This is a genomic window from Thalassobaculum litoreum DSM 18839, assembly GCF_900102465.1.
In the GTDB taxonomy this organism is placed as follows: Bacteria; Pseudomonadota; Alphaproteobacteria; order Thalassobaculales; family Thalassobaculaceae; genus Thalassobaculum; species Thalassobaculum litoreum.
In genome coordinates this window covers 233,045-255,682 of the sequence record NZ_FNBW01000006.1, presented here as the reverse complement: position 1 = coordinate 255,682, position 22,638 = coordinate 233,045, and the positions used below count along the sequence as shown (strand labels likewise).

The following is a 22,638-nucleotide window of genomic DNA, read 5'->3' as shown; positions in this document are numbered from 1 at the left end:
CGCGGTCTCACTTGCAGGCGATGATGACGGTCTCGGCGAACTGGGCGCCGAGGGTGTCGTCGGCAGCGGCGTTCCTGTCGAGGGACTGGGCCAGGGCAATGGCGTTCATGTCCGGGGCGGGCTCGATGATCCGCGCCCCGCAACCGGTCTGGTTCGCTCCCTGAAAGGCGATGACGTCCCCCTCCAGATGCAGCATCTCGATGTAGTAGGTCGGGTCGAACACCGCGATATCGAGGTCCCGGCTGCGCGGGTCCACCGGATCGGACAGGGGCACGGTGAAGCGGTACAGCATCCGGTCGCCGCGCATCGCCGCCGAGGTGTCTCGCGCGTCTTCGAGGGCCAGGCGCCCGCCATCGGCCCGCACCCGCATGAAATAATCGTACTCCCGCAAGTTGCTCATGCTCTCGCCCAGGAGGTCGTCCAGCGCCTTGCGGGCCTTGTCCGATGCCGGGTCGAGGCCGCCGGTCACATAGGCGGAATAGATCGGGTCGAACAGCCATTCCTGGCCGATCGCCGTCACCCGCCCCTGGTCGTCCATCACCACAGTGGTCCGCAGGTCGATCCAGACATGGGGATGGGCCGCCGCCTCGCGCGCGGCCAGCGCCACGCCCAGCGTCAGGGCCAGTCCGATCACAAACGTGCGCCAGATCCGTAGCATCGCCGTCTCCCGATACCCCGCCCCCGGGTCTCGTCACGGCGCCACTCTACAGGCCCGGCCGGCGGAAGTGAATCGTCGGCAGCGAAGAAAGACGGCCGGTACCGCCGGACCCCGATCTGGGCTTCAATGCCTCCCGCGGCATGCGTGCCACCCCTTTCCCCGGACCCGGAGAACGACCGATGACGCACACTCCCCTCGACCCCGCCGGCATGGCGGTCATGGGCACCCCGAACTACACCCACGCCATGGTCACCGAAGGGGTGAGCAAGTGGCTGCACATCGCCGGTCAGGTCGGCGTGCTGCCCGACGGCACCACCGCGTCCGGCACGCTCGCCCAGTGCCGCCAGGCCTTCGCCAATATCGGCATGCTGCTGGCGGGTGCGGGCATGACCAGGGACGACGTCGCCCATCTGCGGATCTACCTGATCGACCGGGGCGACATCCTCGCCCTGCGCCAGGCCCGCACCGAGTTCTTCGGCGAGGACAAGGTGATCCCGAGCACCCTGATCCTGGTCTCCGGCCTTGTCCTGCCGGAATGGCGGGTGGAGCTGGAGATCGTCGCCGCGCGCTGAGCCCGACGCAAAATAAGGAGAATGCCCATGCTGACGGTCTGGGGACGCCGCGACGCGTTCAACGTGCAGAAGGTTCTCTGGTTCATCGGCGAGCTGGGGCTGGAGCACCGGCACGTCCCGGCCGGCGGCGACCATGGCGGGCTCGACGACCCCGAGTTCCGGGCGATGAACCCGCATGGGCGGGTGCCGGTGATCGACGACGGCGGTACGGTGGTCTGGGAATCCCATACGATCCTGCGCTACCTCGCCGCCCGCTACGGCAAGGGCACCTACTGGTCGGACGACCCGGGCGCGCGCTCGCAGGCGGAGCGCTGGATGGACTGGTCGGGCACGACCCTGCAGCCCGACTTCCTGACCGGCGTGTTCTGGGGCTTCTACCGCACGCCGGAGGACAAGCGGGACACCGCCGCCGTGGCCCAGAAGCTGGCGCGCTGTGCCGCCCATATGCAGCTTCTCGACCGCGAGCTGGCCACCCGCCCCTGGCTCGGTGGCGACAGCTTCGGCCTGGCCGACATTCCGGCCGGCACCAACCTGTTCCGATATTTCGGCATCCCGATCGAGCGGCCGTCCGTGCCCCATGTGGAAGCCTGGTACCGCCGCCTGCAGGACCGCCCGGCCTATCGCGAGCACGTCATGCTGCCGTTCGACCATATGTTCGGCCGGCTGGCGTACTGACCGGATGCAACTTTCTGAATATGAATACAGTTTTAACTTGCATCAATCGTAAAAATCCTATATAACAATCCAATCGGGAGAGATGCCCATGACCACCACCACCCACGATCCGGACACCGTCCCCAATCTCGGCATTCCGACCTTCACCCAGGGCCTGATGGTCGAGGGGGTGAAGGACTGGTTCGTCCTGTCGGGCCAGATCGGCCTGAAGGCGGACGGCACGCTGGCCGGCCGCGACACCGAAAGCCAGATCCGACAGGCCTTCGCCAACATCGCGAACCTGCTGGCCGATGCCGGGCTCGGTCTCGACGACCTGGTGTTCCTGCGCTTCTACCTGACCGACCCGGCCGACATCCCGACGATGCGGACGACGCGGAATGATTTTCTCGGCAGCCGCAAGGTGCCCAGCACCCTGCTTGTGATCACCGCCCTCGCCAATCCGGACTGGACGGTCGAGATCGAGGCGGTCGCCGCGCGGAGATAACGCCTTCAGCCAGGGAGTGTGAGCATGCTGATCACTGCCGACGACTACCTGCCGATCGCCCGGCGCTTCGAAGGCGACATTCCCTGGCTCTATCTCGACACGGTCGACAAGGTGACGATCGGCATCGGCCACATGCTCCCGAACGCCGCCGCGGTCGGGGCCATCCCGTTGGGTCGGAACGGACAGGCGGCGAGCGATGCGGACAAGCAGACCGCCTATGCCGCCGTCGCCGCGGCGACCGACCGCGCCCTGCGCGGGGCCAAAGCCTTTCAGGACCTGTCGGACCTGCGGATCACGCCGGAGCAATCGGCCGACCTGTTCCGCAGCAAGTTCGCCGAAATCTTCGCCGAGACGCAAAGGCGGTTCAAGACTGTCGGCGGCGGCTTCGCGGCCTGGCCCGCGCGGGTCCAGCTCGCCACCTTGGACATGGCCTACAATCTCGGCCCGCAGGGTCTCTACAGCGGCTTCCCGACCTTTCGCACCAAGGGGCTCGCGGTCCGCGACTATCAGGTCTGCGCCGAAGAATGCCGCCGGATCGGGCCGTCCCCCGCCCGCAACGCCTGGACCCGCGACCAGTTCGAGGCCGCCGCCCAGGAGGCGCGGGGCTGACCCTCGGGTCTCCCCGGACAGGCCCTCAGGTCTCGCCGAACAGGAAAGCCAGCAGGGCGAAGCGGCGACCCGAGCGCATCGGCATGACCTCGTGCAGCAGCGAGCAGGAGAACACGATGGCCGCGCCGGCCGGCGGCTTGTAGACGGCCTGCGAGAACTCCGGGAAGCGGATCTCCGCGCCTTCGTACTCGTCGCTGTTCAGGTTGATCGTCACCGCGAAGCGTCGATGGGCGACCCCCGGCTGGGTATTGTCGCGGTGACCGTGCTTGGAGCCCTTCTGCGCCCCTTCGTAGCGGGCGATCCGATAGCGCTCGTGCCGGGTGACCCGATAGTTGAAAGCGCGCTGGATCTCCGGGATAAGCCGCGGGCCGATGCGCTCGTCGATGATGGTGTTGGTCTCCGGCGAGCAGACCCAGTGGTCGATCCGGTCGTCGCGGCCGTAGTCCGGGATCCGCATCTTGCAGTCGGTGGTTCGGCCCTGGAGCTGGTTGTGACCGGGCTCGACGAACTCGTTGCCCTGCATGGCGAAGATGTTGATCAGCCGCTTGCAGTCCGCGTCGTTGAACACGTCGGGCACCATCAGGACCGGCGGGTGCATCGCCGGCACCAGTTCGGCGCGGCGGCGCTCCACCATCGGCCGGGCCACCGCCAGGGCGGCCTCGGCCGGGTCGCCGTCCTCGGGACCGATCCGCGCGGCCAGGTGCTGGTTCGGGCCGACCAGCAGCAGGACCGGCCCGCCGCCGGTGACCCTGCCCAGGGCGACCGTCAGCCCGGCCAGCCTGGACGCGGTGCCGTCGGGATCGCCCAGCACCGGGAAGGGAAACTCGCCCTTGGCCTCGCCCGACAGCACGATGCGAACCCGCATGCCGAGCGCGTCGAAATCGTCCCGCTTTGCCGCCAGCGCATCGACCACGGCCGTGCCGGAGGCCGGGTCGGCGACGAAGGCGAGCAAGTGGATGTTGCCGGATTCCTCGTCGGAATAGAGGTCGAACGTCTCGCCGTTGCGCCGCTTGAGCGGCAGTTTCGGCATGATGTCGCCCACGGCAAGGGTGGGAAGCTGTCTCATCTGGGTCGTCATGGCCGGTCCCGGATTTTCCAGAGGTCGGGCGAGTGAACCTGTTCGAACCGGGCAGTGCAAGACCGACCGCCGCGACCCGGTTCAGCCCGCCCCTTGCCTCGCACCGCCGAGGCGCGTAAAACCCAGCCGAACGCAACGAAACCGGACGAACCCATGCGCCTGCTGCGCATCATCACTCGGACGCAGACTATCTGGCCGTCTCGGACGGCCGGCGCATCCCTGCGCGCGTTCGAGACGGCATGACGCCTGAGCGGTGGCCCTGAGGGGCCGGACCGCTTCCGCCCGCTCTGCCCCGGTTTCGACAAAGAGAACTCCAATGCCCGCCATCACGCTTCCCGACGGTTCCGTCCGTTCCTACGACGCGCCGGTCACGCCGGCCGCCGTCGCCGCCGATATCGGCCCGGGCCTCGCCAAGGCCGCCTTCATCGCCGAGGTCGACGGCAAGCCGGTCGATCTCGACCATGTGATCTCCGAGGACGCCAGGCTCGCCCTGGTCACCCGCAAGGACGACAAGGCGCTGGCGCATATCCGTCACGACTGCGCCCATATCCTGGCCGAGGCGGTGCTGGAGCTGTATCCCGGCACCCAGGTCACGATCGGCCCGTCGATCGACAACGGCTTCTACTACGACTTCTACCGCGACCAGCCCTTCACGCCGGACGATCTGGAGAAGATCGAACAGCGCATGCACGAGATCGTGGACCGCGACGAGAAGATCGTGCGCGAGGAGTGGACGCGCGACCAGGCGGTCGAGCACTACAAGGCCACGAACGAGCCGTTCAAGGTCGAGCTGACCGAGGCGATCCCCCAGGGCGAGACGATCAGCTTCTACCGCCAGGGCGAGTTCCTCGATCTGTGCCGCGGTCCGCACGGCCCGTCGACCAAGGGCGTGGGCCATGCCTTCAAGCTGATGCGGGTGGCCGGCGCCTATTGGCGCGGCGACAGCAACCGCGAGCAGCTCCAGCGCATCTACGGCACGGCCTTCGCCGACGACAAGGCGCTGCAGGCCCATCTGACGATGATCGAGGAGGCCGAGAAGCGCGACCACCGCCGCCTCGGCCGCGAGCTCGACCTGTTCCACATCCAGGAAGAGGCCGTCGGTTCGGTGTTCTGGCACCCCAAGGGCTGGACGCTGTACCGCGAGATCGAGATGTATATCCGGCGCCGGCTCGACGCGGCCGGGTATCAGGAGATCAAGACGCCGCAGCTCATCGACCGGGCGCTGTGGGAGGCCTCGGGCCACTGGGACAAGTTCCGCGAGAACATGTTCACCGCCAATGCCGAGGACGACCGGGTGCTGGCGCTGAAGCCGATGAACTGCCCGGGCCATGTGCAGGTCTACAAGCAGGGCCTGAAGTCCTACCGCGACCTGCCGCTGCGCCTGGCCGAGTTCGGCTCGTGCCACCGCAACGAGCCGTCGGGCGCGCTGCACGGCATCATGCGGGTGCGCGCCTTCACCCAGGACGACGCCCATATCTTCTGCACGGAAGACCAGATCACCGACGAGAGCATCAAGTTCTGCGACCTGCTGAAATCGATCTATGCCGATTTCGGCTTCCGGGACATCCGCATCAAGTTCTCCGACCGCCCCGAGGTCCGGGCCGGCGAGGACGCGGTGTGGGACCGGGCCGAGGGCGCGCTGCGCGAGGCCTGCGACGCCGCCGGGCTGGAGACGACCCTGAACCCGGGCGAGGGCGCGTTCTACGGCCCGAAGCTGGAATTCGTGCTGCGCGACGCCATCGGCCGCGACTGGCAGTGCGGAACCCTGCAGGTCGATTTCGTGCTGCCGGAGCGGCTGGACGCCACCTATGTGGCCGAGAGCGGCGAGCGCAAGCGGCCGGTCATGCTGCACCGGGCGATCTTCGGCTCCATGGAGCGCTGGATCGGCATCCTGATCGAGCAGTTCTCCGGCCGGTTCCCCATGTGGCTGGCGCCGGTCCAGGTCGTGGTCGCGACGATCACCGATGCCGCCGAGGACTATGCCCGCGAGGTCGCCGCCGCCTGCAAGGCCGCCGGACTCCGTGTCGCCCTGGACTTACGCAACGAAAAGATTAACTACAAGGTCCGCGAACATTCCGAGGCAAAGGTGCCGGCGCTGCTTGTCGTCGGCGCCCGCGAAGCCGAAGGAAAGCAAGTCGCGGTCCGCCGTCTCGGCGGCAAGGCGCAGGAAATCCTTGCTCTCGACGACGCCGTTCATAGACTACAGGATGAAGCGGCGGCCCCGGATCGTTCCGCCAGCCGCTCCGCTGAATGAAACACAGGAGGTAACCTATCGCCAGACCACCTTTTAATACGACCCCGCCGCAAAAGGACGGCCCTCGGGTCAACCGTGACATCCGCGTGCCGAAGGTGCGCTGCGTCGGTCCCGATGGCGACATGCTGGGCGTGATGAACGTCGATGAAGCCATTGCGCAGGCCGAAGGCTTCGGCCTCGACCTGGTCGAGGTGTCACCGAATGCAGATCCGCCGGTCTGCAAGATCCTGGACTACGGCAAGTTCAAGTACGAGGCTCAAAAGAAGAAGAACGAAGCCAAGAAGAAACAGAAGGTCATCGAGGTCAAAGAGATCAAGATGCGCCCGAACATCGACGAGCACGACTACCAGACGAAGATGCGCAGCGTGAATCGCTTCCTCGGCGACGGGGACAAGGTGAAGCTGACCATGCGCTTCCGCGGTCGTGAGATGGCGCACCAGGAGATCGGCCTGAACGTGCTGAAGCGCGTGCAGGAGGAGGTCGCCGAGATCGCCAAGGTGGAGGCGCATCCCAAGCTCGAAGGCCGGCAGATGATCATGGTGGTCGCGCCGCGTTAGAGCACGGTCAGACTATCTGATCGCGTTTTGCTCCAAACGCCGCTGACACCCCCAGGAAACGCCGCAGTAAGGAAGCCGACAGTCTCAGCCGACCGTCGGCTTCTTGGTTTTCCGGGTCAGCTCGGTCATCCGCCCCATCGATTTGACCAGCTCGTCGCTGTCGGCGGCGACCGGGACATACCCCGCCTCCAGATAGAACCGACGTGCCGTGCGGGTGCTCTGCAGCGAGATCCTGGTCGCCCCGGCCTGGAAGGCGTCCAGCTCGAGCTGCTCGAGCAGGGCCCGGCTCACGCCGCTGAACCGGGCGGCCGGATCGACATAGAGCAGCAGCACGCGACCGTCCCGGCGCACCGCCCCCGCACCCTCGATCACCTCGCGGCCGGCGACGCTCCAGAGCTGCTCGCTGTCGGCGATCCACCTGGCCACCTGCTGCGGCGACTTGTTGGCCAGCCACTCGGCGATGCGATGGACGTCGCCGCCGTGATCCTCCTCGCAGAGCTCGACGATGGACCGCCGCACCACCCGGGACACGGGGCGCGCTTCCGAGACCTTCGGCGGTCGGATCCAGAGCCTCATCGCCACGGCACGCCTACGCCCGGTTCCGCACCGGCCAAACCAGGGTCAGGAAGAAGACCAGCATCAGGAAGCCGGACACCGCCACCCCGGTCGCCAACGGCCTGGCGGTGCCGTCGAAGGCGTGGCCGATGGCGAGGCCGACCACCGAGGCCACCCCCATCTGGAAGAACCCGACCAGAGCCGAGGCGGCCCCCGCCATCTGGGGAAACGGACCGATGGCGCCGGCCTGGCTGTTCGGAAAGACGAAACCGACCCCGACCATGGCGAGCATCTGCGGCAGCACGATGCTGAGCACGGTGACATGGCCGCTCCAGGCGAAGGCGGCCATGATTCCGCCCCCGATGGCGGCCAGGGTGGCGCCGATCAAGATCAGCCGCTCGCCACCGACCCGACGGCCGAACCGGCCGGAGATGAAGGTGCCGGTCATGTAGCCGATCACGATGGTGGCGAAGCAGTAGCCGTAGAGATCCGGCGACAGCCCGACCACCTCGATCAGCACGAAGGACGAACCCGAGATGAAGCTGAAGATCACGCAGTAGCAGGCGGCGATGGTCGCCAGGTATCCGACATAGACCCGATGCGACAGCAGCAGGGCGTAGTTCGAGACGATGCCCCGCGGCGAGATGGCGTAGGGGTTCTTGTGCGGGTTGGTCTCGTCCAGCATGAAATAGGTGCCGATCAGGGCGATCAGCGAGAACAGGCTGAGCACCACGAAGACCGAGTGCCATCCGAAGGCGACCTGCAGCCAGCCGCCGGCGATCGGTCCGATCGCCGGCGCCAGGGCCATCGCCGTGCCCATATAGGACAGCACCTGGGCCGCCCGGTCGCGGCCGTAGACGTCGCGCACCACCGCGCGTCCGAGCACCGGCCCGGCGCAGCAGCCCATGGCCTGGAACACCCGCGCGACCACCAGCGCCTCGATGGTCGGCGCGAAGACACAGGCGATGGAGGAGATCACGTAGAGCACCACCGCCCCCAGCAGCACCGGGCGCCGGCCGAACCGGTCCGACAGCGGTCCGTAGACCAGCATGGCGAGCGCGAAGGCCACCATGAAGGCGCTGAGGGTGAGCTGCACCGTCGGCACGTCGGTCTGGAAGTCCGTTACCAGGGCCGGCAGCGAGGGCAGGTACATGTCCGTGGAGATCGGGCCGAACGCGACCAGCGATGTCAGGAGCGCTGCGACCGCGAAGCTGTCGGGCCTGGGGCGTTGCATGGAGCGGACCTTGGCGAGAGATAAAGACAGACCCGACTTACGCCCGCCGGCCGAATGCGGCAAGCGCAGCGCGCATTCCGGCGTCAGCCGTATGCATGCAGCTTGGAGCCGTGCCGCTTCAGCCAGGCGCGCGGGCGGCTGTAGTCGGGCATCAGCCGCTCGACCAGGGCCCAGAACCGGTCGGAATGGTTCATCTCCACCAGATGCGCCGCCTCGTGGGCGACGACGTAGTCCAGCACCTCCTCCGGCGCCAGGACCAGACGCCAGGAGAAGGAGAGGTCGCCGCGCGACGAGCAGCTGCCCCAGCGGGTCGCGGTATCCCGGACGGTGACCCGCCCGACCCGGCGGTTCAGGGTCGCGGCATGCAACTTCGCGCGGGGAGCGATGGTCCTGCGGGCCTCTCCTTTGAGAAAGTCCGTCACCCGGCGCGCCAGATGGTCCCCGGCACCCGAGACGTGCAGTTCGACCGAGCCGCCCGGATCCTCGACCCGCCAGACCCCGCCACGCTGGTCCGGGCGGTGACGGATGACATGCTCGCGGCCCAGGATCGGGACGACGGCCCCATGAACGAACGATGTCCGGGCCGGCAGATGCGCCAGCCGGGCGCGCAGCCAGCCGAGATTCCTGGTGGCGAAGGTCCGCGCCGCGTCGATCCTAGCACCCGCCGGCAGCACCAGTTCCGGGCCGCCGCGCACCGGATCGACCCGCAGCAGCATGCGGCGGGCCCGCGCACTGCGCCGCACCGGGACCGGGATCTCGGTCCCGTCGGTATCGGTGAGGACGAGGATGTCCTGTTCGAGCGGCGCGGTGCGGGTCATGACGGCGGCGAGCTTACCTGATTCGTGGCGGGGGAAGGAGACGGCCTGGGCAGCAGCAGGGCGGCGGTCAGGCTGGCGACCGTGCAGGCGAGGGTGGCGCCGGCCATGGTCAGATGGATGTTGCCGCCGATCGCGCCGACCGCGAAGGAGGCGATCATCGCCTGGGCCATCTGGCTGAAGCCGAGAAAGGCCGAGGCCGACCCGGCGATATAGGGGAAGTTCTGCATGGCGCCGGCCATGGCGTTGGGGATCGCGAAGGCCATGCCGACCAGCAGCAGCATGGCCGGCCCGATCACCGCCGGGGTCGACAGGTGGCCCGTCAGCGGTGCTGCGATCATCGCCAGCCCGGCCACCAGACCGATGGCGGTGCCGATCCGCGCCATCCGTCGCGGACCGTAGATCGGCGCCAGCCGGCCCGCCAGAATGCTGCTCGACAGGAAGGCGACGACGTTGAACAGGATCAGGAAGCCGAAGGCCTGGGGCGACCAGCCGAGCATCTCCATCAGCACGAACGGGGTGGCCGTGGTGTAGGCCATATAGGCGCCGAAGATCCCGCCGACGGTCACGATGTAACAGACATAGGTGCGGTCGCTGAGCAGGATGCCGTAGTTCCGCACCACACGGATCGGCGACAGGGCATCGACCACCCGGTTGCTCAATGTCTCCGGAACCCGCGCCAGGGTCAGCACGAACAGGGTGGCGCCGATCGCGCCCAGGGCGATGAAATTCGCCCGCCAGCCGAAATGCGTCTCCAGGAATCCGCCGAGCGCCGGGGTGATCGCCGGGGCCAGGGACATGGACATGGCGATGTAGCTCATCACCACCGCCGTCGCCGCCCCTTCTGTGCTGTCGCGCACCATCGCCCGGGCCACCACCTGGCCGGAACAGGCGCCGAGCGCCTGGAAGAAGCGGAAGACGATGAGCTCGTGGATCGTGTCGGCCTGAGCGCAGGCCAGCCCGGCGGCGGCATAGACCACCAGCCCGATCAGCAGGGTGATCCGGCGGCCGAACCGGTCCGCGAGCGGCCCCCAGAACAGCTGGCTGACGGCGAAGCCGCCGAGGAAGACCGTCAGGGTGAGCTGCGCCTCGGCCCGGGTCGCGCCGATGGCATGGGCCAGGGAGGGCAGCGAGGGCAGGTAGAGGCCGAGCGACATCTGCCCGAGCGCCACCATGAAGGTCAGCAACGCGATCGAGCCCGGTCGCGTGGCTACGAATGGCGCCGGGGGCGCGCTCGAGCTCATGAAGGAATCCGCTGAATTTGCACCCCATCGCTATAGACCCGCGCCACGCCGGCGACAATCTCGCAACTGCGAACAGTGTCATCCCGCATTGGCGGCTGGGCGGCCCGGCCCATGCGCCGCCCGTGAATCCGCCGGCGCCTCGGCCCGTTCGGTCATGCCGTAGTCCCGCAGCACGCTCGCCACGCGCAGGCGGTAGTCGCGGAAGATCGCCACCCGGCCTGCCGCCTGCGCCCGGCGGTGCAGCATCGTGTTGCGCCAGGCCGCCACTGCCGCCTCGTCGCGGAACACCGAGAGCGACAGCAGCTTGTCCGGATTACTCAGGCTCTGGAACCGCTCGATCGACACGAAGCCGTCTATCTCCTCCAGTACCGGCTTCAGCTCCGCCGCGAGCGCCAGATAGGCGTCGCGCTGGCCCCCGAGCGGCTCCAGCTCGAACAGCACGGCGATCACGGCGTCACCAACGGCGCATGCGGACCCGAGGAGAGCGTCAGGAACGTCCGGTTCTCCTTCAGGATGAACCGCTCCGACTTGGCGAATTCGTAGTTCTCTCGGCCCAGCGGATCGGCCGCCAGGCGGGCGCGATAGGCCTCGTAGGCGGCCAGGCTGTCGAGCGAATAGATCCCGTAGGCCCGGGTCGCCGAGCCCTCATGCGGGGCGAAATAGCCGATCAGATCCGCCCCGCAGCGCGGGATCGCCTGGCCCCAGACGCGGGAATAGGCCTCGAACGCGGCGCGTTTGTAGGGATCGATCTCGTATTCGATGACGCAGGTGATCATGGCGCTCTCCTCGGTTGCGATGCCGCAGGGATGCCCGAGCCGGTCGATCCGATGCTTCGGCCCGCGCCGTAGCGTCGCTCTCCCGGCAGAGCTACCCTGGGAGGCACTGTCCCCAGGCCCGGAGGCCCGCATGGTCAACACCAACCGCATGGCGGAGATCGGCCTGCTGATCGGCGAGCCGGCCCGCGCGGCGATGCTGGGTGCGCTGATGGACGGGCGGGCGCTGACGGCGGGAGAGCTTGCCGGGGTGGCCGGGGTGGCGCCGCAGACGGCGAGCGGCCACCTCGCCCGGCTGGCCGAGGCCAATCTGCTGGCGGTCGAGCGCCAGGGCCGCCACCGCTATCACCGTCTCGCGTCCCCCGAGGTGGCGGAGCTGATCGAGAGCGTGATGCGGATCGCCGCGGTCACCCTGCCCGACCCGACCCGCATGCCGGTCACCGGACCGCGCGACGCCCAGATGCGGCTGGCCCGCACCTGCTACGATCACCTGGCCGGCGGGCTCGGCGTGGCGGTCACCGACGCGCTGGTCGCCCGCGGCGTCATCGCCTTCGACGACGGGGCGGGCATCGTGACGCCGAACGGAATGGAGCGGCTGGCCGCGCTCGGCATCGCCGTCGACGCCCCGACGACGCGCGTCACGCGACCGCTCTGCCGGCCCTGCCTGGACTGGAGCGAGCGCCGCCCGCATCTGGCCGGGCGCCTGGGGGCGGCGGTGTGCAGCCATTTCATCGAGCAGCATTGGGTCACCCGGGTCGCCGGCAGCCGGGCCCTGCACGTCACGCCGAAGGGCCAGCAGGCCCTGCGCGAGCGCTTCGGCATTGCCGGGATCGGCTGACGCCACAGTCCGCCTCTAGCGCCATGGCGGGTCATCCGTCAGCATGGGGAACCGGGACCAGCCCAGGAGACGCCCCATGTCGACCGCGATGAAACCCGCCGACGCCGCCGTTCTCGACGGGGATCCGCCGATGCAGGCGGACACCGACGCCCAGCGCCGGGCGCGGTTCTTCAACTCGGGCAACGCCTTCAACCTGAAACTCCCCGCCGTGCCGCGCGCCCGGTTCGACGCCGAGCGCGACGCCGCCTTCGCCGAGGATTCGCCGAGCGGTCTGCACCCGATGGACCAGTCGGACGCGATCGGCGCGCCGTTCCCCGCCACAACGCCCCTGGTGCTCGCCCGCTACCTGCGCCTCACCCCCGGCGACACGCTCACCACCCGCTTCGTCGCCAGCGGCGAGGTGATCTACGTCATCGTCGGCAGCGGCACGACGACCATCGCGGGCGAGTCCATCGCCTGGGGGCCGGGGGATGTCCTGGTGCTGCCGGGCGGCCACGAGGTGAGCCACACCGCCGACGGCGAGGCCGCCGCCGTCCTGTGGGTCGTCACCAACGAGCCGGTGCTGGCCTTCGAGGGGCTGCGCGCGCCGACACCGGACAGCGCGCGGATCGACCCGGTGCACTACACCGCCGACGAGATCGCCCGGCAGATCGAGGTGCTGACCAACATGCCGGCGAACGAGGATCAGGCCGGGGTGGCGCTGATCTTCGCGTCCGAGCGCACGGCCGACAGCCGCAACGCCATGCCGTCGATGACCCTGGCGATGAACACCCTCGCCCCCGGCCAGCACCAGCGACCGCACAGGCACAACGCCGCCGCGATCACGCTCTGCGTCGACGGGCCGGGCTGTTTCTCGATGATCGACGGGGAACGGATCGACTGGTCGCCGTTCTCCACCATGGTCACCCCGCCGGCAGAGGTGCACAGCCACCACAATGGCGGCGCCGGGCTCGCCCGCTTCCTGATCGTCCAGGACGGCGGGCTGCACTACTACGCCCGCACAATGGGCTTCGCGTTCTCCGACTAAACGGGAAGGTTAGGCGGCGCGGACCTCGTCGAGGAAGCTGGCGATCATCTTGCTCAAGGACTCGCTCTGACGGGCGAGTTCGCCGCTGGTCGCCTGGACCTCCTGGGCCGAGGCGCCGGTCTCCCGCGCGCCGGCATCGACCCGGCCGATGTTCTCGGACACGCTTTCGGTGCCGACGGCCGCCTCCTGGACGCTGCGGCTGATCTCCTGGGTGGCCGAGGACTGCTCCTCCACCGCCGCGGCGATACCGGCAGCGGTCTCCCGAAGCTGCGACACGGTCTGGGCGATGGTCCGGATCGCATTCGCCGAACGGCCGGTCTCCTGCTGGATGCGGGTGATCTGGTTGGCGATCTGCTCCGTCGCCTTGCCGGTCTGGGTCGCCAGGCTCTTCACCTCGCTGGCCACGACGGCGAAGCCCTTGCCCGCGTCGCCCGCCCGGGCCGCCTCGATGGTGGCGTTCAGGGCGAGCAGGTTGGTCTGCTCGGAAATCTCCTGGATCAGCGTGACGATCTGACCGATCTCCTGGGCCGAACTCTCCAGGCTGGTCACCGCCTCGCTGCTGGCCCGGGCCTGCTCCTCGGCCTCGCCGGCCATGCGGGAGCTGTCGCTGACCCGGGTACCGATCTCGCTGATGGAGGCGCCCAGTTCCTCGGTCGCCGTGGCGACGGTCTGCACATTGGCCGAGGCCTCGTGGGAGGCCGAGGCGACGATCGAGGCCTGACTGGTGGTCTGCTCGGAGATATGCAGCATCGACTGGGCCGAGGCGTCGAGCTCATGGGTGGCATTGGCCACCACCTGCAGCATCTCGCGCACCTGGTTGTCGAACGTGCCGGTGATCCGCTCGATCGCCTGGGCGCGGCGCTCGCGGGCGGCCCGCTGGACCTCCTGCTCGGCGGCCATTTCGTCGTTGCGGATCATGTTCTCCTTGAACACGAGCACCGCCCTGGCCATGTCGCCGATCTCGTCGCCCGCCTCGGTATTCGGCACCTCGACGGTCTTGTCGCCGCCGGCCAGCGCCCGCATGCGCTCGGTCAGGCTGGCGACCGGTCGCGACACCGAGCGGCCGACGACAAGGCCGAGGGCCAGGCAGGCCGCCGCGATCACGGCGATCAGCACCAGGGTGATGAGGAACGCCTCCTGGCTGATCCGGTCGAACTCCTCCACGGCGGTCTCGTAATCCCGCTCGATCCCGGCCCGCAGCTCCTCCATGAGCGGTTCGGCCGAGGCGAAGGTCGCCGACAGGGCCGCCGTCTTCTCGACATTCGCCAGCACGGCGGCGGCGTAGGTGCCGAAATCGGCCCGGTAGACCCCAAGGGCGGCGACCATGTCCGCCTTCACGTTCTCCTCGACCGGCTTGCCGTCCAGCAGGGCGGTGAACTCGGCGATCCGATCGTCGAGCCGGCCGATATATTTCGGATCCTGGCGGAGGATGAAGTCCTTCTCGTGGCGGCGCATCATCAGCAGCTTGACCATCAGGTCGTCGGTCGCGTGCTGCTCGATCAGCGTTTCCGCCTCGTGCACGGCCGAGCGCAGACTGCCCTGCAGCCCCAGCGTCTCGTCCAGGCCGAGCGCGATGGTCGCGTTCGAGAGATCGACGAATTCCGTCTGGTAGGCCGAGATCCGGTCGCGCAGCTGGCTCAGCAGCGCCGCCTCGTTGCCGTCGGCCAGGCCGGCCAGGGCCGCGAAGTTCGCCTGCAGCTCGTCAATCACGCCGGCATGCTGCCCGATATACTTGTCGTCCAGGCGGAGCAGGAAGTCCTTCTCCCGACGCCGCGCGTTCAGGAAGCCCTCCGCGACCCGCTCCACCAGGGCGAGCTTCTGGGTGGCGCGCTGCTGCCGCTCGGTCACCTCGACCTGCTCGACATGGGCCCAGTAAACGACGCCGAGCACCAGGAGGAATCCGGTAACGGCGACCAGACTGATCGTCGCGATGCGTTGAGTGACGGAAAGCCGGGCCATGATCCACCTCCAGAATGGCCGCCCGGACCAATGCCGCCGGGCGAGGTGGCGGTAAAATGTGTGCACCGTCTTAAGATCGAATTAACTACACCGCAAAGCATCCGACCTTTTCGCAAAGATGACACGGACGCCCCTCGCGTCGATCCGTCACACGGAAATGTCGGTTTCGGTATCGAAGCCGGCCGCGGACCCGCTATATCTCCTGATCATGAACACGTTTCTCTTCATCATGATGCTTCTCGCCATGGCGGCCACGGTCGGCGCGCTGGTCTGGGGCGTCATCGCCATGGCCCGCGGCGGCGAATTCAACGCCAAATGGTCCAACAAGATGATGCGCTACCGCATCCTGTTCCAGTTCATCGCGATCTGCGTCTTCATGGCGCTGCTCACGGCGATCGGCAAAGGGTGAGGGAGCGCAACGGCCCATGGTGAAGCTGACCAAGATCTATACCCGCGGCGGCGATGCGGGGCAGACCTCGCTGGGCGACGGCACCCGCGTGGCCAAGCATTCGGCCCGTCCGACCGCCTACGGCACCGTCGACGAGGCCAATGCGGCGATCGGCGTCGCCCGGCTGACCGCCGTGGCCGATGGCGGCGATGAGACCGACGCGATGCTGGCCCGTATCCAGAACGACCTGTTCGACCTGGGCGCCGACCTCTGCACGCCGGAGGAGGACAACCCGAAATATCCGCCGCTGCGGATCACCGCCGAGCAGGTCGCCCGCCTGGAGGCGGAGATCGATGCGATGAATGCCGAGCTGGCGCCCCTGAACTCCTTCATTCTGCCGGGCGGCAAGCCGACGGCGGCCCATCTGCATCTGGCGCGGACCATCGCCCGGCGGGCGGAGCGCGAGATCACCCTGGCCGCCACCCAGGAGCCGATCGGCGCCGAGGTGGTGAAGTACATGAACCGACTGTCGGACCACCTTTTCGTGCTGGCGCGCTGGGTCAATGACCGGGGTGCGACGGACGTGCTGTGGGTGCCCGGCGCAAACCGATAACGAGAAATCAGAGGGCAAATCGGGCTCACAGCCGCGAATCCACCGAATTCCACCGGTCCCGGACGGGGGCCGGGTTGACTTGGGACCGAGCGCTTTCTAAAGAGCGGGGTCGCCCGAAATCACGGCGCTCGGTCCAGTAAGGCCGTCAGATCCGAAATCGTTCGAGGGAGCCATGAAGGTACTCGTCCCCGTCAAGCGGGTGATCGACTACAACGTTAAGGTCCGCGTCAAGGCCGACCAAAGCGGTGTCGAGCTCGCCAATGTGAAGATGTCGATGAACCCTTTCGACGAGATCGCCGTTGAAGAGGCGATCCGTCTGAAGGAAGCCGGCAAGGCCACCGAGGTCATCGCCGTGTCCATCGGCCCGACCCAGGCTCAGGAAACGATCCGCACCGCCCTGGCCATGGGCGCCGATCGCGGCATCCACGTGGTCCATGACGGCGATGTCGAGCCGCTGGCGGTCGCCAAGATGCTCAAGGGCATCGTGGAGAAGGAAAGCCCGGATCTCTGCATCCTCGGCAAGCAGGCGATCGACGACGACTGCAACCAGACCGGCCAGATGCTCTCCGCCCTGCTCGGCTGGAGCCAGGCGACCTTCGCCTCGAAGATCGAGATCGGCGACGGCGACCTGACGGTCACGCGCGAGGTCGATGGCGGCCTGGAGACCATCAAGGTCAAGGCCCCGGCCATCGTCACCACCGACCTGCGCCTGAACGAGCCGCGCTACGCGTCGCTGCCGAACATCATGAAGGCGAAGAAGAAGCCGATCGAGCAGATGAGCCCGGCGGATCTCGGCGTCGACCCGGCGCCGCGCCTGCAGACGGTGAAGGTCGTGGAACCGCCGAAGCGCGAAGGCGGCACCAAGGTCGCCGACGTCGCCGAGCTGGTCTCGAAGCTGAAGAACGAAGCGAAGGTGATCTGATCATGAGCACGCTGATCTTCTTCGAACACACCAACGACGCCATTTCGCCCGCCAGCCTGCACGCGGTCACCGCCGCCACGCAGATCGGCGGCGACGTGGTCGCCCTGGTCGCCGGTTCCGGCTGCGACGGTGCTGCCCAGGCGGCCGCCAAGGTCGCCGGCGTCACCAAGGTCATCAAGGTCGACAGCGCCGAGTACGGCCACACTCTGGCCGAGAACCTGGCGCCGCTGATCGCCAAGCTGGCCGAGGGTCACAGCCACGTGCTGGCGACCGCGACCACCGTCGGCAAGAACATCATGCCGCGCGTGGCCGCCCTGCTCGACGTCGCCCAGGTGTCCGACATCATCGAGGTTGTCGATGCCGACACCTTCGTGCGGCCGATCTATGCCGGCAACGCGCTGGCGACGGTGAAGTCGTCGGACGCCACCAAGGTGGTGACCGTGCGCGGCACCAACTTCGACCCGGCCGCCGCCGAAGGCGGTTCGGCCAGCGTCGAGGATGGCAGCGGCGAGGGCGACACGGGCCTGTCCAGCTTCGTCGGCCAGGAACTGTCGAAATCCGACCGTCCGGAACTGACCTCCGCCAAGGTGGTGATCTCCGGCGGCCGCGGCATGCAGAACGGCGAGAACTTCAAGATGCTGGAAGAGATCGCCGACAAGCTCGGGGCCGCCGTCGGCGCCTCGCGCGCGGCGGTGGACGCCGGCTTCGTGCCGAACGACTATCAGGTCGGTCAGACCGGCAAGGTGGTCGCCCCCGACCTGTACATCGCGGTCGGCATCTCGGGCGCCATCCAGCACCTGGCCGGCATGAAGGACAGCAAGGTCATCGTGGCCATCAACAAGGACGAGGAGGCCCCGATCTTCCAGGTCGCCGATTACGGCCTGGTGGCGGACCTCTTCAAGGCGGTGCCGGAGCTCAGCGAGGCTCTGGACAAGGCCTGACCATCACCCGGCCCCCGCGCGCAGCCGCCACGGCAAGGCGCGGGGGCCGGACACGCCCGATGGGGTGCCCGGAGGGATCATGGAACGGATCGGCATCATAGGGGCCGGTCAGATGGGTACCGGGATCGCGCAGATCTGCGCGGTGGCCGGCTATGACGTGCGCATGATCGACGTCAAGGACGAGGTCATCGCCGCGTCCCTGGCGACCATCGAGACCAACATCTCCCGGCAGGTCGCCCGCGGCCGCCTGTCCGTCGATGCGGCGGAGATCGCCCAGCAGCGCATCGTCACCGGCAAGGACTACGCCCTGTTCGGCGACTGCGATCTGGTGATCGAGGCCGCCAGCGAGGACGAGGAGGTCAAGCGCGACGTCCTGAAGTCCCTGGTCCCGCACCTGTCGCCAGACGCGATCATCGCCACCAACACCTCGTCGATCTCCATCACCCGGCTCGCCGCCGCGACCGACCGGCCCGGCAAGTTCGTCGGCATGCATTTCATGAACCCGGTCCCGGTGATGCAGCTGGTCGAGCTGATCCGCGCGATCCAGACCGAGCAGCCGACCTTCGACACGGTGCGCAGGCTGGCGGAGTCCCTCGGCAAGACGGTGAGCGTGGCCGAGGATTTCCCCGCCTTCATCGTCAACCGCATCCTGATGCCGATGATCAACGAGGCGATCTACACGCTGTATGCCGGGGTCGGTTCGGTGGAGAGCATCGACACCGCGATGAAGCTCGGCGCCAACCACCCGATGGGACCGCTGGAGCTGGCCGATTTCATCGGTCTCGACACCTGCCTGGCGATCATGCATTCGCTGCATTCCGGCCTGGCCGACGCCAAGTACCAGCCCTGCCCGCTGCTGGTGAAATACGTCGAGGCCGGCTGGCTCGGCCGCAAGACCAAGCGCGGCTTCTACGACTACCACTCCGAACGGCCGGTCCCGACCCGGTAGGCCCGCGTATCGGGGCGATGGGCCGCAATTGCCATCCCCCGGCCGATCAGGTACACCGCGCGGAGTGTCGACGGCCCGCCTTGGCAGTCGCCGACGGCCCGGCCGGAGCCCGTAGACCCGAGTGCAATGACGCCAGCGCCCCGTTTCCTCACCACGCCCGCGGATATCTGCCGCTCGCTGGTCACCCACCGCCTGATCCTGCGCCAGCTCGTCCGTCGGGACATTCTGTCCCGCTACCGCAAGTCGGCGCTGGGCATGGTCTGGGCCCTGCTGACGCCGCTGCTGACCTTCGTGATCTACGCCTATGTGTTCAGCACGATTCTGAAGGTGCGGTTCCCGTCCCGGGTGCCGGATGTCGACTACAACTACGGCATCATCCTGTTCTCCGGCCTGATGCTGCACTTCTTCATCACCGAAGTCCTCACGCGCTCGCCGGTGCTGGTGCTGGAGAACGTGAACTTCGTGAAGAAGGTGGTCTTCCCGCTGGAGATGCTGTCCCTGGTGGCGACCGGCTCGGCGGCGGTGACCCTGGGCTTCAACTTCGTGATCCTGGTCGCCGCCGTCCTGTTCTTCAACGGCACGGTGCCGCCGACCATCCTGCTGGTGCCGCTGGTCTGGATCCCGTTCTTCGCCGTGGTGCTGGGAATTTCCTGGATCTTCGCCTCGCTCGGCGTGTTCCTGCGCGATATCGGCCATGTGGTCGGCATCCTGTCGACGGTGCTGCTGTTCGGCAGCCCGATCCTGTTCCCGCCCGACACCCTGCCGGAGTTCCTGAAGACGCTGATCTGGTTCAACCCGCTGTCGGTGCCGGTCCACGCCACCCGCGACCTGGCCCTCTGGGGGGTGATGCCGGACCTTGAGCATCTGGCGATCTATACCGGCGTGGCGGCGGTTTTCCTGTGGTTCGGCGCGTTCTGGTTCCAGCGCACCAAGAAGGGCTTCGCCGATGTCGTCTGACGCGACTCCGTCCGGCACGGCACGGCGGGCCGCAGAGCCCGCCATCGTCATCGAGAACGTCTCCAAGGCCTTCTCGATCTTCAAGCGTCCGGCCGACCGCCTGCTGCAGATGCTGTCCATGGGCCGGGGGCGCTACTACGACGTCTTCATGGCCCTGACGAACGTCTCCCTGACCGTCAATCGGGGCGAGACCGTCGGCATCGTCGGCTCCAACGGCTCCGGCAAGTCGACCCTGCTGCAGGTCATCGCCGGGCTGCTGCAGCCCAACGGCGGCTCGGTCACCGTGCACGGCCGCCCCGCCGCCCTGCTGGAGCTGGGCGCCGGCTTCAACCCCGAGTTCACCGGCCGCGAGAACATCTACCTGAACGCCGCCATCCTCGGCCTGACCCAGGAGGAGATCGACGCCCGCTTCGACAGCATCGTCGAATTCTCCGGCCTCGCCGATTTCATCGACCGGGCGGTGAACACCTATTCCAGCGGCATGTATGTCCGCCTCGCCTTCTCGATCGCGGTCAGCGTCGATCCCGACATCCTGATCGTCGACGAGGCGCTGGCCGTCGGCGACGAGGGCTTCCAGCGCAAATGCCTGGCCCGGATCGAGGCGATGCGCGACGCCGGCGCGACGATCCTGTTCGTCAGCCACGCCATGGGCATGGTCACCCAGCTCTGCGACCGGGCGGTGCTGATGGACCGCGGCGAGGTGCTGATCGACGGCGAGCCCAAGGAGGTCGCCTCGAACTATTACCGCCTGACCCACGCGCCCGGCGCCGACCGCGAGCGCATCCGCACCGAGATCCTGGACCGCGGCCATGCGGTGGAGGCCGCCTCGGCGGCCGGCGGCGGCGCGAAGGATGTGGAATCCGGCATGGACGCCACCTTCGTCAGCGAAAGCCGGGTGGAGCATGGCGGCAACGGGGCGACCATCCAGGACCCGCGGATCGAGACGGTGAACGGCCAGCGGGTCAACCTGCTGGTGCGCGGCCGCTCCTACGTCCTGCGCTACGACGTGTCCTTCGAGGGCGACTGCCGCAAGGTCCGCTTCGCCACCCTGTTCAAGACCAAGACCGGCGTGGAGGTCGGCGGCCGCGCGACCCAGCGTCTGGCCGACGACCTGCCGAGCTTCACCTCGGGCGACCGGATCTCGGTGGCTTTCGAGTTCACCTGTACGCTGATGCCCGGCACCTATTTCGCCAATACCGGGGTCAACGGCCTAGTTAATGGCGAGCGGGACTCCCTGCACCGGATCCTGGATGCGCTGATGTTCCAGGTGCTGCCGGACCCGGACGACAGCCTCGTCGGCATCGTCGATCTGGGGATCATTCCGTCGATCGACTTCGACCCGTCGCCGGCGCCCGGCACCGAGGCCTGAACCGTCGCTGCGGCGAAGTCCGGCGGCAAGATCTGGTCGCAGCGGCTCATCCCGGTATTATCGCGCCAAGCTCCCGCCGAGGGGCGGCGGAGACACCACCCGGAGGAAACGAAACATGCGGGCAACCCGTTCAGCTTTCGGCGCCGTCGCGCGCCGCGCCCTTCTCGCGGCCCTGGTCGCCGTACCGGCCGTGACCGGCGGCGCCAGCCTCGCCTCGGCCACCGACACAATCAAGGTCGGGGCCCTGCGCTTCGCCTCCCACGCCGCCAGCTTCATCGCCTTCGAGCGCGGTTACTTCAAGGAGGCCGGGCTCGACGTCGAGTTCGAGTTCTTCCAGGCGGCCCAGCCGATGGCGGTGGCCATCGCCTCGGGCGATATCGACTACGGCATCACCGCGATCACCGGCGGCCTGATCAACCTGGCCGACAAGGGCGCGATCAAGGTGATCGGCGGCGTGATGCACGAGGAGAAGGGCATCGACGGCTCCGCCATCGTGGTCTCAGACGCCGCCTTCAAGGAGGGTGTGACCTCCCCCGCCAAGCTCAAGGGCCGCAGCTTCGCCATCACCCAGGCCGGTTCCTCCTTCCACTACATGGCCGCGCGCATCGCCGAGAAGGAAGGCTTCACCGTCGCCGACATGAAACTGACCCCGCTGCAGAAGGTGCCGAACGTCATCGCCGCGCTGAAGTCCGGCCAGGTCGACGCCTGGGCCATCGTCCCGCACATCGCCAAGGCGCTGGCCGGCGGCGGTGCGGTGCACATCATCGGCTGGGTCAACGACTACGCGCCGGACTATCAGGTGACCACCGTCTTCACCTCGGCCGACATCGCCGCCGGCAAGCGCGACCAGACCGAGCGGTTCCTGACCGCCTTCGCCAAGGGGGCCGCCGACTTCAACGCCGCCCTGGTCGACAGGACCGCCGGCGAGGACGAGGCCGAGGCGGTGACCAAGCTGATCCACAAATACGTCTACACCACCCAGCCCTACGAGAAGGCCTCGGTGTCGATCCGCAACGGCGCGATCCGGCTGAACGAAGGGGCGAAGCTCAACGTCACCAACGTCGCCGACCAGCTCGCCTGGTTCAAGGCGGAGGGCCTGGTGAAGAGCGATATCGGGATCGACGGTCTGGTCGACCCGAGCTACGTCGAGACCTACTGACCCCGACG

The 22,638-nt window shown here is 67.9% G+C and carries 25 protein-coding genes; 16 read left to right on the top strand and 9 right to left on the bottom strand.

The window, feature by feature from the left end; translation table 11 throughout:
• Positions 1-7 precede the first annotated feature (7 nt).
• Complete coding sequence (locus BLS34_RS11655; protein WP_093150418.1) at positions 8-658, bottom strand: DUF1007 family protein; 651 nt, start codon at positions 656-658, stop codon at positions 8-10.
• A gap of 179 nt (positions 659-837) precedes the next feature.
• On the opposite strand from BLS34_RS11655, the gene BLS34_RS11650 reads away from it, so the two are divergent.
• The 4 genes from BLS34_RS11650 to BLS34_RS11635 all read left to right on the top strand — a co-directional run bounded on the left by BLS34_RS11650 (position 838) and on the right by BLS34_RS11635 (position 2,998).
• Positions 838-1,230, top strand: a complete 393-nt coding sequence (locus tag BLS34_RS11650; RefSeq protein ID WP_215906095.1) for a RidA family protein — start codon at positions 838-840, stop codon at positions 1,228-1,230.
• Between the two features lie 27 nt (positions 1,231-1,257).
• Positions 1,258-1,905 carry a glutathione S-transferase family protein gene (locus tag BLS34_RS11645; RefSeq protein ID WP_093150414.1) on the top strand — a complete coding sequence of 216 codons (648 nt, stop codon included), beginning with the start codon at positions 1,258-1,260 and terminating at the stop codon, positions 1,903-1,905.
• An 88-nt stretch (positions 1,906-1,993) separates the two neighbouring features.
• On the top strand, positions 1,994-2,389 hold the full coding sequence (locus BLS34_RS11640; protein WP_211228999.1) for a RidA family protein: 396 nt from the start codon (positions 1,994-1,996) through the stop codon (positions 2,387-2,389).
• A 24-nt stretch (positions 2,390-2,413) separates the two neighbouring features.
• Positions 2,414-2,998, top strand: a complete 585-nt coding sequence (locus BLS34_RS11635) for a hypothetical protein (RefSeq protein WP_093150411.1) — start codon at positions 2,414-2,416, stop codon at positions 2,996-2,998.
• Between the two features lie 25 nt (positions 2,999-3,023).
• On the opposite strand, the gene BLS34_RS11630 is transcribed toward BLS34_RS11635, so the two are convergent.
• Positions 3,024-4,064 (bottom strand): 2OG-Fe(II) oxygenase, encoded by a 1,041-nt coding sequence (locus BLS34_RS11630; protein WP_139189238.1) that lies wholly within the window; start codon positions 4,062-4,064, stop codon positions 3,024-3,026.
• 328 nt (positions 4,065-4,392) lie between these two features.
• Here BLS34_RS11630 and thrS point away from each other — a divergent pair, with 328 nt between their 5' ends.
• Both thrS and infC read left to right on the top strand, forming a co-directional pair.
• Entirely contained in the window at positions 4,393-6,330 is a 1,938-nt protein-coding gene (gene thrS, locus BLS34_RS11625; protein ID WP_028796319.1) for a threonine--tRNA ligase, read from the top strand.
• A gap of 17 nt (positions 6,331-6,347) precedes the next feature.
• Positions 6,348-6,887, top strand: coding sequence for a translation initiation factor IF-3 (gene infC, locus BLS34_RS11620; protein WP_028796318.1), 540 nt, complete (start codon positions 6,348-6,350; stop codon positions 6,885-6,887).
• A gap of 84 nt (positions 6,888-6,971) precedes the next feature.
• Here the strand turns inward: infC and BLS34_RS11615 are convergent, their stop codons facing one another.
• The 6 genes from BLS34_RS11615 to BLS34_RS11590 all read right to left on the bottom strand — a co-directional run bounded on the left by BLS34_RS11615 (position 6,972) and on the right by BLS34_RS11590 (position 11,511).
• Complete coding sequence (locus BLS34_RS11615; RefSeq protein ID WP_093150405.1) at positions 6,972-7,463, bottom strand: GNAT family N-acetyltransferase; 492 nt, start codon at positions 7,461-7,463, stop codon at positions 6,972-6,974.
• 13 nt (positions 7,464-7,476) lie between these two features.
• The gene (locus BLS34_RS11610) at positions 7,477-8,676 is read right to left on the bottom strand and encodes a multidrug effflux MFS transporter (protein ID WP_028796317.1); all 1,200 of its coding nucleotides are present in this window, start codon (positions 8,674-8,676) and stop codon (positions 7,477-7,479) included.
• An 83-nt stretch (positions 8,677-8,759) separates the two neighbouring features.
• The gene (locus BLS34_RS11605) at positions 8,760-9,494 is read right to left on the bottom strand and encodes a M48 family metallopeptidase (RefSeq protein WP_093150402.1); all 735 of its coding nucleotides are present in this window, start codon (positions 9,492-9,494) and stop codon (positions 8,760-8,762) included.
• The gene (locus BLS34_RS11600; RefSeq protein WP_093150400.1) at positions 9,491-10,735 is read right to left on the bottom strand and encodes a multidrug effflux MFS transporter; all 1,245 of its coding nucleotides are present in this window, start codon (positions 10,733-10,735) and stop codon (positions 9,491-9,493) included. Before BLS34_RS11600 ends, BLS34_RS11605 begins: the two co-directional genes overlap by 4 nt.
• Positions 10,736-10,813: 78 nt before the next feature.
• Positions 10,814-11,185 (bottom strand): antibiotic biosynthesis monooxygenase family protein, encoded by a 372-nt coding sequence (locus tag BLS34_RS11595; RefSeq protein WP_093150398.1) that lies wholly within the window; start codon positions 11,183-11,185, stop codon positions 10,814-10,816.
• Positions 11,182-11,511 (bottom strand): NIPSNAP family protein, encoded by a 330-nt coding sequence (locus tag BLS34_RS11590; protein ID WP_028796314.1) that lies wholly within the window; start codon positions 11,509-11,511, stop codon positions 11,182-11,184. The genes BLS34_RS11595 and BLS34_RS11590 overlap by 4 nt, the downstream gene beginning before the upstream one ends.
• Before the next feature lie 130 nt (positions 11,512-11,641).
• Between BLS34_RS11590 and BLS34_RS11585 the strand changes: the two genes are divergently transcribed.
• Positions 11,642-12,346 (top strand): ArsR/SmtB family transcription factor, encoded by a 705-nt coding sequence (locus tag BLS34_RS11585; RefSeq protein ID WP_093150397.1) that lies wholly within the window; start codon positions 11,642-11,644, stop codon positions 12,344-12,346.
• Positions 12,347-12,422: 76 nt separating this feature from the next.
• Positions 12,423-13,373 (top strand): cupin domain-containing protein, encoded by a 951-nt coding sequence (locus tag BLS34_RS11580; protein ID WP_175474193.1) that lies wholly within the window; start codon positions 12,423-12,425, stop codon positions 13,371-13,373.
• Positions 13,374-13,382: 9 nt separating this feature from the next.
• Here BLS34_RS11580 and BLS34_RS11575 read toward each other — a convergent pair whose 3' ends face one another.
• Entirely contained in the window at positions 13,383-15,332 is a 1,950-nt protein-coding gene (locus BLS34_RS11575) for a methyl-accepting chemotaxis protein (RefSeq protein WP_093150392.1), read from the bottom strand.
• 208 nt (positions 15,333-15,540) lie between these two features.
• Between BLS34_RS11575 and BLS34_RS11570 the strand changes: the two genes are divergently transcribed.
• The 8 genes from BLS34_RS11570 to BLS34_RS11535 all read left to right on the top strand — a co-directional run bounded on the left by BLS34_RS11570 (position 15,541) and on the right by BLS34_RS11535 (position 22,630).
• A complete protein-coding gene (locus BLS34_RS11570; RefSeq protein ID WP_093150537.1) occupies positions 15,541-15,741 on the top strand; it encodes a twin transmembrane helix small protein in 201 nt (66 codons plus the stop codon).
• A gap of 16 nt (positions 15,742-15,757) precedes the next feature.
• The gene (locus BLS34_RS11565; RefSeq protein WP_093150388.1) at positions 15,758-16,333 is read left to right on the top strand and encodes a cob(I)yrinic acid a,c-diamide adenosyltransferase; all 576 of its coding nucleotides are present in this window, start codon (positions 15,758-15,760) and stop codon (positions 16,331-16,333) included.
• A gap of 172 nt (positions 16,334-16,505) precedes the next feature.
• Positions 16,506-17,255, top strand: a complete 750-nt coding sequence (locus BLS34_RS11560; RefSeq protein WP_028796308.1) for an electron transfer flavoprotein subunit beta/FixA family protein — start codon at positions 16,506-16,508, stop codon at positions 17,253-17,255.
• Positions 17,256-17,257: 2 nt separating this feature from the next.
• Entirely contained in the window at positions 17,258-18,196 is a 939-nt protein-coding gene (locus BLS34_RS11555; RefSeq protein WP_093150384.1) for an electron transfer flavoprotein subunit alpha/FixB family protein, read from the top strand.
• Between the two features lie 79 nt (positions 18,197-18,275).
• Positions 18,276-19,145: a 3-hydroxybutyryl-CoA dehydrogenase gene (locus BLS34_RS11550; RefSeq protein WP_028796306.1), complete on the top strand. Its 870-nt coding sequence runs from the start codon at positions 18,276-18,278 to the stop codon at positions 19,143-19,145.
• Between the two features lie 126 nt (positions 19,146-19,271).
• Entirely contained in the window at positions 19,272-20,102 is an 831-nt protein-coding gene (locus BLS34_RS11545) for an ABC transporter permease (protein ID WP_028796305.1), read from the top strand.
• Complete coding sequence (locus BLS34_RS11540) at positions 20,092-21,471, top strand: ABC transporter ATP-binding protein (RefSeq protein ID WP_051245211.1); 1,380 nt, start codon at positions 20,092-20,094, stop codon at positions 21,469-21,471. Before BLS34_RS11545 ends, BLS34_RS11540 begins: the two co-directional genes overlap by 11 nt.
• A gap of 115 nt (positions 21,472-21,586) precedes the next feature.
• Positions 21,587-22,630: an ABC transporter substrate-binding protein gene (locus BLS34_RS11535; protein ID WP_051245210.1), complete on the top strand. Its 1,044-nt coding sequence runs from the start codon at positions 21,587-21,589 to the stop codon at positions 22,628-22,630.
• Positions 22,631-22,638 lie beyond the last annotated feature (8 nt).